A 13,806-nucleotide genomic window follows, 5' to 3' on the forward strand; every position below is an offset into this window, starting at 1 on the left:
GAATCGATTCGATATTGTCGGCCGCATGAGCCAGCCACGTCAAGCCGGGGACCGCCGCCCCACCCTGCGCGACGTGGCCGAGCTGGCCGGGGTCTCGACCTCCACCGCCTCCCTCGTGTTCAGCGGCAAGGGGCCGGTCTCGCCGGGCACCGCCGACCGGGTGCGCGCGGCGGCCGAGGAGCTGGGCTTCGCTGGCCCCGACCCCCTCGCCTCCTCCCTGCGGCAGGGCCGCGTCGGCACCGTGGCGGTCGTCGTCGAGGCCCCGCTGCGCGACGCGTTCCGCGACCCCTTCGCGCTCGCCGTCCTCGACGGCCTCGCCGAGGAGCTCGAGGCCGCCGGCCGCTCGATGCTGCTCGTCGCCCAGCCGGCCGACGACCCGGTCCGGGCCGTCGGGCAGCTCGCAACCCAGGCCGTCGACGCGGCCGTCTTCCCCCTCTGCGGCCTGCGTGACAACCCCGTCGTCGCCCACCTCGGCGCCCGCGGCATCCCGCTCGTCGGCGCCGGCTCGCCCGGCGACCCCGGCGTCGCGCACGTCCGGGTCGACGAGGCCGGCGCGATCGGCCTGACGACCCGGCACGTCCTCGGGCTCGGGCACACCCGGGTCGCGTCGGTCGCGATGGCGCTGCACCCCGCGGCCACGACCCGCGCCGTGACGGCCGCCGACCTCGACGGCGCGCTCTACCCGGACGCCGGCGGCCGCCTGCGCGGCTTCTGGGACCTCGTGGGCCCGGACGCCCCCGTCGTCCAGGCCGCCGCCCTCACCGTCGGCGCAGGCGAGGCGGCGGGCCGCCTCCTCCTCGACCGCCCAGCGGCGGAGCGCCCGACCGCCGTCGTCGTCCAGGCCGACCTGCTCGCGGCCGGCGTCGTCCGCGCGGCCCAGGCCCTCGGGCTCGACGTCCCGGGCGACGTGTCCGTCACCGGCTTCGACGGGGTCGACCTGCCGTGGCTCGACCAGACGCTGACCACCGTCGTCCAGCCCGGGGCCGAGAAGGGCCGCGCCCTCGGCCGGCTCGTGCGCGCGGCCCTCGACGGCGAGCCGGTCGCCGACGTCGACTTCGAGGTCTCGCTGCGGGTCGGCACGACGACCGCTCCCCCGCCCGCCGCCTGACGCCGTCGCGCCGGACCCCCGACGCCCTCCCCCCCGGACGACGCACGGCGCCGCACCCCGGTCGGGGTGCGGCGCCGTGTGGTCGCTGCTGCGGGAGGCGTCAGGCCTTCGCCGACTCCTGCTCCGCCTGCTCGTCCGCGGGGGCCTCGTCGGCCACGGCCTCGGTCTCGTCGGCCGCCTCGTCACCCTCGGCGTCCGGCACGAGCTCGTCGAGGTCGACCGCGTTGCCGCTGGCGTCGGTGACGGTCGCGTCGTCGAGGACGGCCGCGAGCGCCTTGCGGCGGGCGACCTCCTGGACCATCGCGGGGACCTGGCCCTGCTGGTCGAGCGCCTGGGCGAACTGGTTCGGGTCCATCCCGTACTGCTGCGCGCTCATCACGAGGTACTCGATGAGCTCGGGCTGCTCGACGCGGACCTCGAGCTTCTCGGCGATGGCGTCGAGGAGGAACTGGGCCTTGAGCGCCTTGCGGGTCGACTCGTCGACCTCCGCGCGGTGCTCGTCGTCGTCCATCCGGTTCTCGCCCTCGAGGTGGGCGTCGACCTCGGCCTTGACGATGCCCTCGGGGACGGGGACCTCGACGGTCTCGAGGAGGTGCTCGAGGACCTTGTCGCGGGCCTGGATGCCCTGCTCGTACTTCTTGGCCTGCTCGGCCTGGGTCACGACGTCGGCGCGCAGCTCGTCCATCGTGTCGAACTGGGAGGCGAGCTGGGCGAACTCGTCGTCGAGCTCGGGGAGCTCACGGACCTTGACGGACTGGACGGTGACGGTGCACTCGGCGTCCTCGCCCTCGTGGTCGCCGCCGGCCAGCGGAGCGGTGAAGGTCTTGGTCTCGCCCGCGGTCATGCCGGCGAGCGCCTCGTCCATCCCGGGGAGCATGTTGCCGCTGCCGACCTCGTAGGAGATGCCGGTGACGGAGTCGATCTCCTCGCCGCCGATCTCGGCGCGCAGGTCGATGGAGACGTGGTCGCCGTCCTCGACGGCGCGGTCGACGCCGACGAGGGTGCCGAAGCGCTCGCGCAGCGAGGTCATCCGCTCCTCGACGTCCTCGTCGGAGACGGCGACGTCGTCGACGCTCACGGCGATGCCGGTGAGCTCCGGGAGCTCGATGGTCGGGCGCACGTCGGTCTCGACCGTGAAGGTGAGCTCCTGGCCGTCCTCGAGCGGCACGGCGGTGACGTCGACCTCGGGCTGGCCGATGGCGCGGACGTCCTCGGCCTCGGCGGCCTCGGCGAAGAAGCGCGGGAGGGCCTCGTTGACGGCCTCCTGCACGACGGCGCCACGGCCGACGCGCTGGTCGATGATCCGGGCCGGGACCTTGCCCTTGCGGAAGCCGGGGACCTGGATCTGGCCACCGATGGTCCGGTACGCGTCGTCGAGCAGCGGCTTCAGCTCGTCGAACGGGACCTCAACGGTCAGCTTGACCCGGGTCGGGCTCAGGGTCTCGACGGCACTCTTCACTTCGGGCACTCCACCTGGGGTGTCGGGGTTGACGGTCACGGGTCGCGGGGCCGGTCACACCGGCCGCACCCGGGCCGCGCATGGCGCCGGTGCCCGGGGACGACACCAAAGGCCCATGCTAGCGGCCCGTCGCGGCGCGGCCGAATCGCCCTCCGGGCATCCCGGGGGCTCGAGACCTCCCGCCGGACGTCGGGGGCGGGCTGCTCGGCTGGGCGTACTTCCCGAAGGGCTACAACGGGCGCGACCACATCGACGGCGTCGTCATGCTCGACGAGTCGATGCCCGGCGGCACGGCGGGCAAGGACGCCCTCGGCGACACCCTGACCCACGAGGTCAGGCGCTGGCTGATGCTCGAGCACACGTTCACCCACGGGTGCGCGGCCTCCGGCGACCACGTAACCGACACCCCGAAGGAGGCGCAGCCGCAGTTCGACTGCCCGGTCGGGGCCGACACCTGCAGCGCCCCGGGCCCGGACCCCATCCACAACGTCATGGACTGCACGCAGGACTCCTGCATGGACATTTCACCCGCGGGCAGGCCGAGCGGATGAGGGACGCGTGGGTCGCGTTCCGCGCGGGCGGCAACGGCGGCAAGTGACGCGATGACGGCATCGTGCCGGTGCACACTGGCGCGGTGCTGTCACTGCGGATCTCCGTCCCCGGGTCGCTGACCGACGACGTCCTCGCGCTGCTGGAGTCCGACGACTACGTCACCGGTCTCGCCGTGCACCGCGGCGCCTCGCGCATCCCCCCGGGCGACGTCATCACCGCCGACATCGCCCGCGAGGGCGCCAACCCGGTCATCGACGGGCTGCGCGCGCTCGGGGTGCACGAGGAGGGGACGATCCGCGTCGAGACGGTCGACACGTGGCTCTCGCGCTCGGGCCTGGAGGCCGAGCGGCTCGCGCCCGGGGCCAGCGCCGACGCGGTCGTGTGGACCGAGGTCGGCCACCGGGCCTACTCGGAGGCCGAGCTCAACTGGACCTACCTGTCGTTCATGGGGCTCGCGACGCTCATCGCCGGTGTCGCCATCGTCCTCGACTCCCCGATCCTCGTCATCGGCGCGATGGTGCTCGGGCCGGAGTTCGGCCCGGTGGCGGCCATCGGGCTGGCGATCGTCCGCCGCAAGGCGGGGCTGCTCGGCATCGCGACGCGCACGCTCGTGCTCGGCTTCCTCGCCGGGATGCTGGTGACGGCGCTGGCCGGCCTGCTCGGGCGGGCGCTCGGCTGGGTGACGTACGAGGACATCGTCGGTGAGCGCCCGGCGACGGCCTTCATCTACACCCCGGACCGGTGGAGCTTCGTCGTCGCGGTCATCGCGGCGGCGGCGGGCGTGCTGTCGCTGACCTCCGCGCGCACCGGCGGGCTGTCGGGCGTCTTCATCTCGGTGACGACGGTGCCGGCGGCCGCGAACGTCTCGCTCGGTGCGGCGTTCGGCGCCTGGCACGAGGTGACCGGGTCGCTCGCGCAGCTCGGTCTCAACCTCGCGGGGATGGCGGTCGCCGGCGCCCTCACGCTCGCGCTGCAGCAGGCGGTGTGGTCCCGGGTGCCGGCGCGGCGGCGGACGCTGGTGCGCGGTCGCGGGGTGCTCGGGCACCCCGACTACTGAGGGCCCATGTGGCCGTGGAGCGGGCGACGGGAATCGAACCCGCGTAGTCAGTTTGGAAGACTGGGGCTCTACCATTGAGCTACGCCCGCGCACCTCGTCGGCGTGCACCGCGAGGGCACCGCTAGCCTAGGGCGGCTCGCGCAGGATCCGGAAATCGACGAGGACGCCCGCGCGTCACGGGGTATGGCGCAGCTTGGTAGCGCGTCCGCTTTGGGAGCGGAAGGCCGCCGGTTCGAATCCGGCTACCCCGACGCCGAACCGCCCGATGCGCTCCGCGCGTCGGGCCGTTCGGCGTCGACGAGCAGGATGACGGGAGCCGGAGCCGGTCCCGCGACGGAGGAGCGGGAGCGGCGACGGCGGGTGCGGCGACCCCGACCCAGCTCTCCCAGCGCTCAGGGACGCAGGGTGCAGCGGAACTCGTGGACCGACCGCCCGGCCCGCCGGCCCTTGGCCTCGAAGCCGTCATCGGGGCGCCAGTCGGGCCGTTCCCCCTCGACGACGTCGTAGCCGCCGTGCGCGGCGAGCTGCTCGCGGCAGTGCTCGGCGTACGAGGCGATGTCCGTCGCGACGAGCAGGTGACCGCCCGGGCGCAGCCGCGAGGCGACGAGCGTCAGGGTGTGCTGCTGGACGAAGCGCCGCTTCGCGTGGCGGGACTTCGGCCACGGGTCCGGGAAGAACAGGTGCACCGCGTCGAGCGTGCCGGGGGCGATGCGGTCGGTGAGCAGCGGCAGGACGTCACCGGGGTGCACCCAGAGGTTGCGCAGGCCGGCCTCCTCGGCGGAGGCGAGCATCCGGGCGACACCGGGGACGTGGACGTCGACCGCGACGAGGTCGGCCTCGGGGTGGGCGCGGCAGAACGCGACCGCGGCCGCGCCGTGGCCGGAGCCGATCTCGAGGACGACGGGGCCGGTCCGGCCGAACGCGGCGGGCGGGTCGAGCGGGCCGTCGGGCAGCGCCCGGGCGGGCAGCAGGGTTGCCATCCGCTCGTCGGTCAGCGGGCTGTTGCGCCAGCGCGGGGTGAAGGTGCGCACGCCCTCGCGGGGCTCGTGGTCGAGGACCGGGCCGGGTGCCACGGGTCGGGCCTTTCGGGTCGGGGAGGCGGGCCGGCCGCCTGCTCGCCGGGCCTCAGCCGCGGTGGACCGAGAAGGCGGACCGGTCGTCATCCTGCCCCGAACGCGCCATCGCGCACACATCGCGGGCGATGTCGCCACCTCGGACGACGGAGGCGGCGGCGACCCCGAGCATCCGGTCGACGCCGTCGGTGAGGTCGCGTCCCCGGGCCTCGATGACGCCGTCGGAGTACACGAGCAGCGCGTCGCCACGGTCGAGGCGGCCGGTCGCGCGGGGGAAGTCGACGTCCGGGACGACGCCGAGCAGCGGGCCGTGCAGCCCCTCGAGGACGGTCCACCGGCCGCGGCCGGCGGTGAACAGGGCCGGGGCGGGGTGGCCGGCGTTGCCGATCGAGAAGGCTCCGGTTCGAAGGTCGAGGTCGAGGTGCACGGCGGTCGCGAACCCCTCGTCCCAGCCCTGCCGCACGAGGTAGTCGTTGGCGGCACGCAGGAACCCGTCGGCGGAGACCGACCCGAGCAGGCCGCCGAGCGCGCCGGACAGCAGGAGCGAGCGCACCCCGGCGCCCGTGCCCTTGCCGCTGACGTCGACGAGCGCCACCTGGAGCCGGTCGTGCGCCGGCGAGAGGTTGGCGATGACGAAGTCACCCGAGAAACGGTCGCCGTGCGCCGAGAGGATGCTCGAGGAGGCGTGCCAGCCGGCCGGCAGTGCCGGCACGCGCCCGACCTGGTCGATGCGGTCGCGCAGGTCGGCGAACATCCGGTCGGCGCCGAGCCCCCGGGTGCCGACGAGCGCCCGCGAGCGCGAGATGACGACCGTCTGCGCCATGACGAGCGCGACCGCGACGTACACCCCGACGACGCGCGCGACGCTCAGCTGCGCGAGCGGGCCCCACAGCAGGACGACGGCGCCGGCGGCCGCGAGGACGATGCCGTGCCGCTGCGGCTCGAGGACCAGCCCGGAGACCACGATCAGCGGGAAGACGAACGAGATGGCCACGAGCTCGGGGTCGAAGACGACACCGATGCCGAGCAGCGTCACGACGGTGACGAGGCCCCAGGTCAGGGCGCGCCCCTGGTCGACGCCGGAGAACCGGCCGGCGACCATCCGGTGGCGCGTGACCTCGGGGTCGTGGCGCGGGACGCCGGGGAGCTCGACTCCTGTGGCCATGCTCACCCCCTGCGTCGTCGTCCGGGCAGCGCCACAGTAGGCGATCGCCCTGACACGCGGCGACCGTTGCGGGCGACGCGCCGGTCAGGGGGCGGGCGGCAGGGTCCCGTCCGCCTCGAAGGCCTCGATCATCCGCAGGCGGCGCACGTGCCGCTCCTCGCCGCTGAAGGGGGTCGCGACGAAGGTCCGCACCATGGTGCGCGCCAGCTCGGGGTCGGTCATCCGGGCGCCGATCGAGATGACGCGGGCGTCGTTGTGCTCGCGCGCCAGGCGGGCGAGCTCCTCGTCGTAGCAGAGGGCGGCGCGCAGGCCGGGGACCTTGTTGGCCGCCATCTGCTCGCCGTTGCCCGACCCGCCGAGCACGACCCCGAGCGCCTCGGGGTCGGCCGCGACGGCCTGCGCCGCGCGCAGGACGAAGACCGGGTAGTCGTCGAGCGCGTCGTAGGTGTGCGGGCCGTGGTTGGTCACCTCGTGCCCCTCGGCCTCGAGGAAGGCCGCGAGGTCGTTCAGCATCTCGAAGGCCGCGTGGTCGGCGCCGAGGTGGACGCGGGCCACCGCTCAGCCCTCGGTGTCGAAGATCGGGCCCTGCGTCCGCGAGCGCTTGAGCTCGTAGAAGCCCGGGGTGCGGGCGACGAGGACGCAGCCGTCCCAGAGCAGGCCGGCGGCCTCGCCCTTCGGGGCGGGGGTGACGACCGGGCCGAAGAACGCGACGCCGTCGACGGCGACGACCGGCGTGCCCACGTCGTCGCCGACGAGGTCGATCGCGCGCTGGTGGCTCGCGCGCAGCTCGGCGTCGTGCGCGTCGGAGGTCGCGGCGTCCGCGAGCTCCGCCGGCAGGCCGAGCTCCTCGAGCGCCCCGGCGATGGCGGTGTCGTAGTCCTGCTCCTCGTGGTGGATGCGGCTCCCGATCGCGTCGTAGAGCGGCTTGACGACGTCGTCCCCGTGCGCGGCGCGGGCGGCGACGACGACTCGCACCGGCCCCCAGCCCTTCTCCATCAGCGCGCGGTACTCCTCGGGCAGGTCGCGCCCCTCGTTGAGGACCGACAGGCTCATGACCGACCAGGTGACGTCGACGTCGCGGACCTTCTCGACCTCGCCCATCCAGCGGGAGGTCATCCAGGCCCAGGGGCACAGGGGGTCGAACCAGAACTCGGCGGAGGCGCGGGCGGTGGGGGTGGTCTCGGTGCTCACCCGCGTCATCCTGCCACCGCGACCCCGCCGCCCGGTCCAGAGGTGGCGGCCCGTGACAGGATGGTCCTCGGGGCGCCCGTGGACGGGCGCCCTTCCACGCTTGCGAACGACAGGAGCACCCGTGCCCGGCACGAACCTCACGCGCGACGAGGCAGCGGCCCGATCGGCCCTCGTCTCCGTCGACACCCACGACGTCGTCCTCGACGTGGCGTCGAGCGAGGCGACCTTCCCGACCCGGAGCACCATCCGGTTCACGTGCACGCAGCCCGGCGCCGAGACCTTCCTCGACTTCGTCGGTGCCTCCGTCGAGTCCATCACGGTCAACGGCACCTCGCTGGACCCGGCCACCCACTTCGCCGACAGCCGCATCCGGCTGACCGGCCTCGCCGAGCAGAACGAGGTCGTCGTCGAGGCGACCGGGCGCTTCACGAACACCGGCGAGGGCCTGCACCGCTTCGTCGACCCGGTCGACGACGAGGTCTACCTCTACACGCAGTTCGAGGTCCCGGACAGCCGCCGGATGTACCCCGTCTTCGAGCAGCCCGACCTCAAGGCGGAGTTCGCCTTCACGGTCACGGCGCCGGCGCACTGGCAGGTCGTCTCCAACTCCCCCACGCCGCAGCCGCAGCCGGCCGGCGAGGGCACCGCGACGTGGGCGTTCGAGCGCACCCCGCGGATCTCCAGCTACATCACGGCGCTCGTCGCCGGCCCGTACGACGTCGTCCGCGACACCGCCACGACGCGCGGCGGCGAGGTGCCGCTCGGCATCTTCTGCCGGAAGTCGCTGACGCCCTACCTCGACGCCGACAACCTCTTCGCGCTGACCAAGAAGGGCTTCACGTTCTTCGAGGAGGAGTTCGACTGCGCGTACCCGTTCGCCAAGTACGACCAGCTGTTCTCGCCGGAGTACAACATGGGCGCGATGGAGAACGCGGGCTGCGTCACCATCGCCGAGGTCTACGTCTTCCGGTCCAAGGTGCCCGAGGCGCTCGTCGAGCGCCGCGCCCTCACCGTCCTCCACGAGCTCGCCCACATGTGGTTCGGCGACCTCGTGACGATGCGCTGGTGGGACGACCTGTGGCTCAACGAGTCCTTCGCCGAGTGGGCCTCGACGACCTGCCAGGCCGAGGCCACCGAGTGGGTCGACGCGTGGACGACCTTCGGCACGTACGAGAAGGACTGGGCCTACCGCCAGGACCAGCTCTCGACGACGCACCCGATCGTCGCCGAGATCAACGACCTGCAGGACGTCGAGGTCAACTTCGACGGCATCACCTACGCCAAGGGCGCGTCGGTGCTCAAGCAGCTCGTCGCGTACGTCGGCCGGGACGCGTTCCGTGAGGGCCTGCGCACCTACTTCCGCAAGCACGCGTGGGGCAACACGACGCTCGACGACCTGCTCACCGAGCTCGAGGCCACCTCGGGCCGCGACCTGCGCGCCTGGTCGCGCCTGTGGCTCGAGACCGCCGGCGTCAACACGCTGCGCCCGGTCGTCGACGTCGACGAGTACGGCCGCATCACGTCGGCCGTGGTCGAGCAGACCTTCGCCGAGGGTTACGAGACGCTGCGCCCGCACCGCCTCGGCATCGGCCTCTACGAGGAGCGCGACGGCGAGCTGCACCGCACCGACCTCCTCGAGGTCGACGTCGACGGCGAGCGCACCGAGGTGCCCGCGCTCGTCGGCCGGCAGCAGCCCGACCTGCTCCTGGTCAACGACGACGACCTCGCGTACGCCAAGATCCGGCTCGACGAGCGCTCGCTCGCGACGGCGCTGGCCCACCCGCGGGGCTTCACCTCCTCGCTCCCCCGGGCCCTCGTCCTCGCCTCGGCGTGGGACATGACCCGCGACGGCGAGATGGGCGCGCGCCGCTTCGCCGACCTCGTGCTCGCCAGCCTTCCGGGCGAGAGCGACTCGACCCTGCTGCGCACGCTGCTCATGCAGCTGCGCACGGCGGTGCTGTCGTACACGGCTCCCGCGCACCGCGACCCGATGCGTGCCGCGACCCGCGACCGGCTGTGGGAGATCGCCCGCGCCGCTGCTCCCGGCAGCGACGCGCAGCTCCAGCTCGTCACCGCCGCAGCCGGGCTCACCTCCGCCGGCGACGACGCCACGACGCTGCGCGGGCTCTACGAGGGCACCGAGGTGCTCGACGGTCTCGACGTCGACTTCGAGATGCGCTGGACGCTGCTCACCGCGCTGGCCGCGGCCGGGGCGTCGTCCGAGGACGAGGTCGCCGCCGAGCTGCGCCGCGAGGACACCGCGACCGCGCGTGAGCGCGCGGCCCGCACCCTCGCCGCGGTGCCGACGTCCGAGGCCAAGGAGCGCGCCTGGCGCGAGTCGGTCGACGAGACCGGCCGCCCCAACGCGATCGTCGACGCCAGCGGGATGGGCTTCGCCCGCCCCGGCACCCCGGCCGAGCTCCTCGCACCGTTCGTGGAGCGCTACCACGCGATGCTCGACACGGTGCAGCAGAAGGGTTCCCACGCCCTCGTCGAGTCGGTCGTCGCCGGCTTCTACCCACACCCGCTCGTCGACGCCCACCTGCTGGAGGCCACGCAGGCCTGGCTCGACGGCAACCCCGACGCCCCCGCCGCGCTGCGCCGCCTCGTCGCCGAGAACCGTGACCCGGTGGCGCGCGCCCTCGCCGCCCAGGAGCGCGATGCCCGTGACTGACCTGCTCTCCCTGCTCCACGCCGCCACCCCCACCGTCGAGGAGGTGAGCACCTACTGGGACAAGTTCCAGCAGTGGGCGCTCACCAACGGCGTGAAGATCGTCCTCGTCCTCGTCCTCGGGTTCGTCGCCCGCTGGGCGGCGCACCGGCTCATCGGCCGGGTCGTCGCGACGATGACCTCGCGGACCGCCAGCCGGCTGGCGACGGGCGGCGGGGCGGGGCGGGTCCTCGCCAACGCGACCGGCATCGCCAACGAGCGGCACCGCCAGCGCGTGGAGACGATGGGGTCGCTGCTGCGCAGCATCTCGACCTTCGTGCTGGCGATCATCACGGCGCTGACGGTGATGGCGCTGCTCGGGCTCCCGCTCGGCCCGCTGCTGGCCTCGGCCGGCGTCGGCGGTGTGGCCATCGGCTTCGGGGCCCAGAGCCTGGTCAAGGACTTCCTCTCGGGGATCTTCATGATCCTCGAGGACCAGTACGGGGTCGGTGACGTCATCGACACGGGCGAGGCGATCGGCACGGTCGAGGAGGTCACGCTGCGGGTCACCCGGCTGCGCGACGCCAACGGCGTGACCTGGTACGTCCGCAACGGCGAGGTCATCCGGATCGGCAACCTCTCGCAGGGGTACGCGGCGGCGTGGATCGACATGCCCGTCTCCTACCTCGAGCCGATCGAGAAGGTGCTCGAGGTCGTGCGGCGCACGACCGAGGACTTCGGCAACGACCCGGAGTGGGAGCCGAAGATCACCGAGCCGCCGGCCGTGCTCGGCGTCGACGCGATCACCGGCCAAACGGTCACGGTGCGGGTGCTCGTCAAGTGCCTGCCCGGCGAGAACTTCGGGGTGCAGCGCGAGCTGCGGCTGCGCCTCAAGGACGCGTTCGACGCGGCCGGCATCCAGGGCCCGCCGCTGCCGCCGTTCGCGACGGGGGCGCACTCGTGAGCGTCTACGAGGAGGTCGGGGGCGCGCCGACGTTCGAGCGGCTGGTCCACGCGTTCTACGAGAACGTGCGCGCGGACGAGCCGCTGCGCGCGCTCTATCCCGAGGAGGACCTCGCGGCGGCGGAGCGGCGGCTGCGGATGTTCCTCGAGCAGTACTTCGGCGGGCCGACGACCTACAGCCAGGAGCGCGGCCACCCGCGGCTGAGGATGCGGCACGTGCCGTTCGCGGTGACGCTCGACATGCGCGACCGGTGGATGCGGGCGATGCTCGGCGCGGTCGAGGCGGCCGGCATCCCCGAGCCGCAGGCCGAGCAGATGCGCGACTACTTCCTGCGCGCTGCGCACATGCTCGTCAACACCGACGACGGGCACGGGCACCCGCCCCTCACACCCTGACACCGGAGCCGCGGGGCGACGCGTCCACGAACCTGAGAGGGGCCGTGAGACATGTACTCCCCCAGCCTCCTGTCAGTCCGGAAGGTTTCCCTTCCACCCCGCAAGGTTTCCCTTCCACCCCGCAAGGTTTCCCTTCCACCTCGCAAGGTTTCCCTTCCACCTCGCAATCAAGTCACTGCGCCGGGGAAGGGAAACCTTCCAGCAGCAACTGATTCCTTGCGGAGCGCAAGGTAAACCTCGCATCGGCAAGGAGGCTGGGAGAGCACCTACCGCCCGGCCGGACGGGACGGTTCGGCGACCGGGGTGGGGGCGGACCTGGTTCCACCCGGCCCGCCCTGCGAGACACGCCGACCTCGTTTCGCGCCGGCCGCCGCTGTTTGCGAGCATGGGCACGGTGAGCGCGCAGACCTCCCGCAGCCCCCTGACCGCCCCCGGCACGACGGTCCACCCGGCCGACGCCCCCGGCGCCCCGTGGTGGCACGACGCCGTCATCTACCAGGTCTACCCGCGCAGCTGGGCCGACGCCGACGGCGACGGCATCGGCGACCTCCCCGGCATCACCGCGCGCCTGCCCCACCTGCGCGACCTCGGCGTCGACGCCGTGTGGCTCAGCCCCTTCTACGTCTCGCCGATGAACGACGCGGGCTACGACGTCGCCGACTACCGCGACATCGACCCGCTCTTCGGCTCCCTCGAGGACGCCGACCGCCTCCTCGCCACCGCCCACGACCTCGGGCTCAAGGTCCTCGTCGACCTCGTCCCCAACCACACGAGCAGCGAGCACGCCTGGTTCCGCGCAGCCCTCGCCGCCGGCCCCGGCAGCCCCGAGCGCGACCGCTACGTCTTCCGCGACGGCCGCGGCCCGAACGGCGACGAGCCGCCGAACAACTGGCCCAGCGTGTTCGGCGGAAAGGGCTGGACCCGCGTCACCGAGGCCGACGGCACCCCCGGCCAGTGGTACCTGCACATCTTCGACGTGACGCAGCCCGACCTGAACTGGCAGAACCCCGAGGTCCGCGAGGAGCTCGAGTCGATCCTGCGCTTCTGGTGCGACCGGGGCGTCGACGGCTTCCGCGTCGACGTCGCCCACGGCCTGGTCAAGGAGGAGGGCCTTCCCGACTGGCACGGCGCGGTCGGCCTCTACGACGAGGTCCTCACCGAGGACGGCCCGCAGGACGGCGCCGATGCCGACGCCGTCCCCGACGCCGACGGCCCCGTGCTCGACCACACCGGCACCGGCCGCGCCCCGATGTGGGACCAGGACGGCGTCCACGAGATCTACCGTTCCTGGCGCACGGTCCTCGACTCCTACGGCGAGCCCGACCGCATCCTCTGCGCCGAGGCGTGGGTCAAGCCCGAGGAGCGCCTCGCCCTCTACGTCCGCCCCGACGAGATGCACCAGGCGTTCAACTTCGACTTCCTTGAGACGCCGTGGCACGCAGGCGAGCTCGCGGCCGTCATCGAGTCCTCCCTGCGCTCCAACGACGCCGTCGGCGCCCCCACGACGTGGGTCCTCTCCAACCACGACGTCGTCCGCCACGCCTCGCGCCTCGGCCTGCCCCAGGACGGCCCGCGGCCCAACGGCATCGCCGCCGACGACCCCCAGCCCGACGCCGAGCTGGGCCTGCGTCGCGCCCGCGCCGCGACCGCGCTGATGCTCGGCCTGCCCGGCGGCGCGTACCTCTACCAGGGCGAGGAGCTCGGCCTGCCCGAGCACACGACGATGCCCCACGACGTGCGCCAGGACCCGACCTTCCACCACACCAAGGGCGAGGTTGTCGGCCGCGACGGATGCCGCGTCCCGATGCCGTGGACCGCCGACGGCCCGAGCCTCGGCTTCGGCCCGGGTGACCACCCGTGGCTCCCCCAGCCCGAGGCCTACGCCGCGCTGGCGGTGGACCGGCAGGAGGGCGTCGAGGGCTCGACCCTCGAGCTCTACCGGACCCTCCTGCACCTGCGCCGCGAGCTCGGCCTCGGCGGCAACGCCCTCACCTGGGACGACCTGACCGACGGCGACGTCGTGGCCTACCGCTCCGGCGAGGGCGCCGACGCCGTGCTGGTCGTGACGAACACCGGCGAGGCGCCGGTCCCCCTGCCGGACGGCGAGGTCCTCGTCGCCTCCGGTCCGCTCGAGCACCCGGGGTCGCTCCCGGCCGACACGACCGTCTGGCTGCGCCCCACCGCTCGCTGAC

General features: G+C 73.6%; 12 protein-coding genes and 2 tRNA genes. 8 read left to right on the top strand and 6 right to left on the bottom strand.

Going from position 1 to position 13,806, the window contains the following annotated elements:
- The first annotated feature begins 25 nt into the window (after window positions 1-25).
- On the top strand, window positions 26-1,108 hold the full coding sequence (locus IG69_RS0106850) for a LacI family DNA-binding transcriptional regulator (RefSeq protein WP_030527426.1): 1,083 nt from the start codon (window positions 26-28) through the stop codon (window positions 1,106-1,108).
- Window positions 1,109-1,208: 100 nt separating this feature from the next.
- On the opposite strand, the gene tig is transcribed toward IG69_RS0106850, so the two are convergent.
- On the bottom strand, window positions 1,209-2,567 hold the full coding sequence (tig, locus tag IG69_RS0106855) for a trigger factor (protein ID WP_030527427.1): 1,359 nt from the start codon (window positions 2,565-2,567) through the stop codon (window positions 1,209-1,211).
- Window positions 2,568-2,830: 263 nt separating this feature from the next.
- Here tig and IG69_RS20080 point away from each other — a divergent pair, with 263 nt between their 5' ends.
- Both IG69_RS20080 and IG69_RS0106865 read left to right on the top strand, forming a co-directional pair.
- A complete protein-coding gene (locus IG69_RS20080; RefSeq protein ID WP_245616101.1) occupies window positions 2,831-3,118 on the top strand; it encodes a M43 family zinc metalloprotease in 288 nt (95 codons plus the stop codon).
- An 83-nt stretch (window positions 3,119-3,201) separates the two neighbouring features.
- Window positions 3,202-4,176 (top strand): DUF389 domain-containing protein, encoded by a 975-nt coding sequence (locus IG69_RS0106865; RefSeq protein ID WP_030527428.1) that lies wholly within the window; start codon window positions 3,202-3,204, stop codon window positions 4,174-4,176.
- Between the two features lie 15 nt (window positions 4,177-4,191).
- Here the strand turns inward: IG69_RS0106865 and IG69_RS0106870 are convergent.
- Window positions 4,192-4,265: transfer RNA gene (locus IG69_RS0106870), tRNA-Gly, on the bottom strand.
- Between the two features lie 88 nt (window positions 4,266-4,353).
- On the opposite strand from IG69_RS0106870, the gene IG69_RS0106875 reads away from it, so the two are divergent.
- Window positions 4,354-4,427, top strand: a tRNA-Pro gene (locus IG69_RS0106875).
- A gap of 141 nt (window positions 4,428-4,568) precedes the next feature.
- Here IG69_RS0106875 and trmB read toward each other — a convergent pair.
- The 4 genes from trmB to IG69_RS0106895 all read right to left on the bottom strand — a co-directional run bounded on the left by trmB (window position 4,569) and on the right by IG69_RS0106895 (window position 7,605).
- Complete coding sequence (gene trmB / locus IG69_RS0106880) at window positions 4,569-5,249, bottom strand: tRNA (guanosine(46)-N7)-methyltransferase TrmB (RefSeq protein ID WP_036829376.1); 681 nt, start codon at window positions 5,247-5,249, stop codon at window positions 4,569-4,571.
- 52 nt (window positions 5,250-5,301) lie between these two features.
- Window positions 5,302-6,414, bottom strand: coding sequence for a PP2C family protein-serine/threonine phosphatase (locus IG69_RS0106885; RefSeq protein WP_157577400.1), 1,113 nt, complete (start codon window positions 6,412-6,414; stop codon window positions 5,302-5,304).
- An 84-nt stretch (window positions 6,415-6,498) separates the two neighbouring features.
- Window positions 6,499-6,969: a ribose-5-phosphate isomerase gene (locus tag IG69_RS0106890; RefSeq protein WP_030527431.1), complete on the bottom strand. Its 471-nt coding sequence runs from the start codon at window positions 6,967-6,969 to the stop codon at window positions 6,499-6,501.
- A gap of 3 nt (window positions 6,970-6,972) precedes the next feature.
- Window positions 6,973-7,605 (bottom strand): mycothiol-dependent nitroreductase Rv2466c family protein, encoded by a 633-nt coding sequence (locus tag IG69_RS0106895; protein WP_030527432.1) that lies wholly within the window; start codon window positions 7,603-7,605, stop codon window positions 6,973-6,975.
- 121 nt (window positions 7,606-7,726) lie between these two features.
- Here IG69_RS0106895 and pepN point away from each other — a divergent pair, with 121 nt between their 5' ends.
- The 4 genes from pepN (at window position 7,727) to IG69_RS0106915 (ending at window position 13,805) form a co-directional block, all read left to right on the top strand.
- On the top strand, window positions 7,727-10,279 hold the full coding sequence (pepN, locus tag IG69_RS0106900; protein WP_030527433.1) for an aminopeptidase N: 2,553 nt from the start codon (window positions 7,727-7,729) through the stop codon (window positions 10,277-10,279).
- Entirely contained in the window at window positions 10,266-11,219 is a 954-nt protein-coding gene (locus tag IG69_RS0106905; protein ID WP_084696641.1) for a mechanosensitive ion channel family protein, read from the top strand. The genes pepN and IG69_RS0106905 overlap by 14 nt, the downstream gene beginning before the upstream one ends.
- Entirely contained in the window at window positions 11,216-11,614 is a 399-nt protein-coding gene (locus tag IG69_RS0106910) for a globin (RefSeq protein ID WP_030527435.1), read from the top strand. Before IG69_RS0106905 ends, IG69_RS0106910 begins: the two co-directional genes overlap by 4 nt.
- Window positions 11,615-11,999: 385 nt before the next feature.
- Entirely contained in the window at window positions 12,000-13,805 is a 1,806-nt protein-coding gene (locus IG69_RS0106915; RefSeq protein ID WP_030527436.1) for a glycoside hydrolase family 13 protein, read from the top strand.
- The last annotated feature ends 1 nt before the right edge of the window (window position 13,806 follow it).

It is taken from the genome of Phycicoccus jejuensis, assembly GCF_000720925.1.
GTDB classification, from domain to species: Bacteria; Actinomycetota; Actinomycetes; order Actinomycetales; family Dermatophilaceae; genus Phycicoccus; species Phycicoccus jejuensis.

What these genes read in the sequence shown, in the direction of transcription:
- IG69_RS0106915 (WP_030527436.1), top strand. Translation starts at nt 12,000, where the DNA reads ATGGGCACGGTGAGCGCGCAGACCTCCCGCAGCCCCCTGACCGCCCCC.
- IG69_RS0106885 (WP_157577400.1), bottom strand. Translation starts at nt 6,414, where the DNA reads ATGGCCACAGGAGTCGAGCTCCCCGGCGTCCCGCGCCACGACCCCGAG.
- IG69_RS0106850 (WP_030527426.1), top strand. Translation starts at nt 26, where the DNA reads ATGAGCCAGCCACGTCAAGCCGGGGACCGCCGCCCCACCCTGCGCGAC.
- IG69_RS20080 (WP_245616101.1), top strand. Translation starts at nt 2,831, where the DNA reads ATGCTCGACGAGTCGATGCCCGGCGGCACGGCGGGCAAGGACGCCCTC.
- IG69_RS0106905 (WP_084696641.1), top strand. Translation starts at nt 10,266, where the DNA reads ATGCCCGTGACTGACCTGCTCTCCCTGCTCCACGCCGCCACCCCCACC.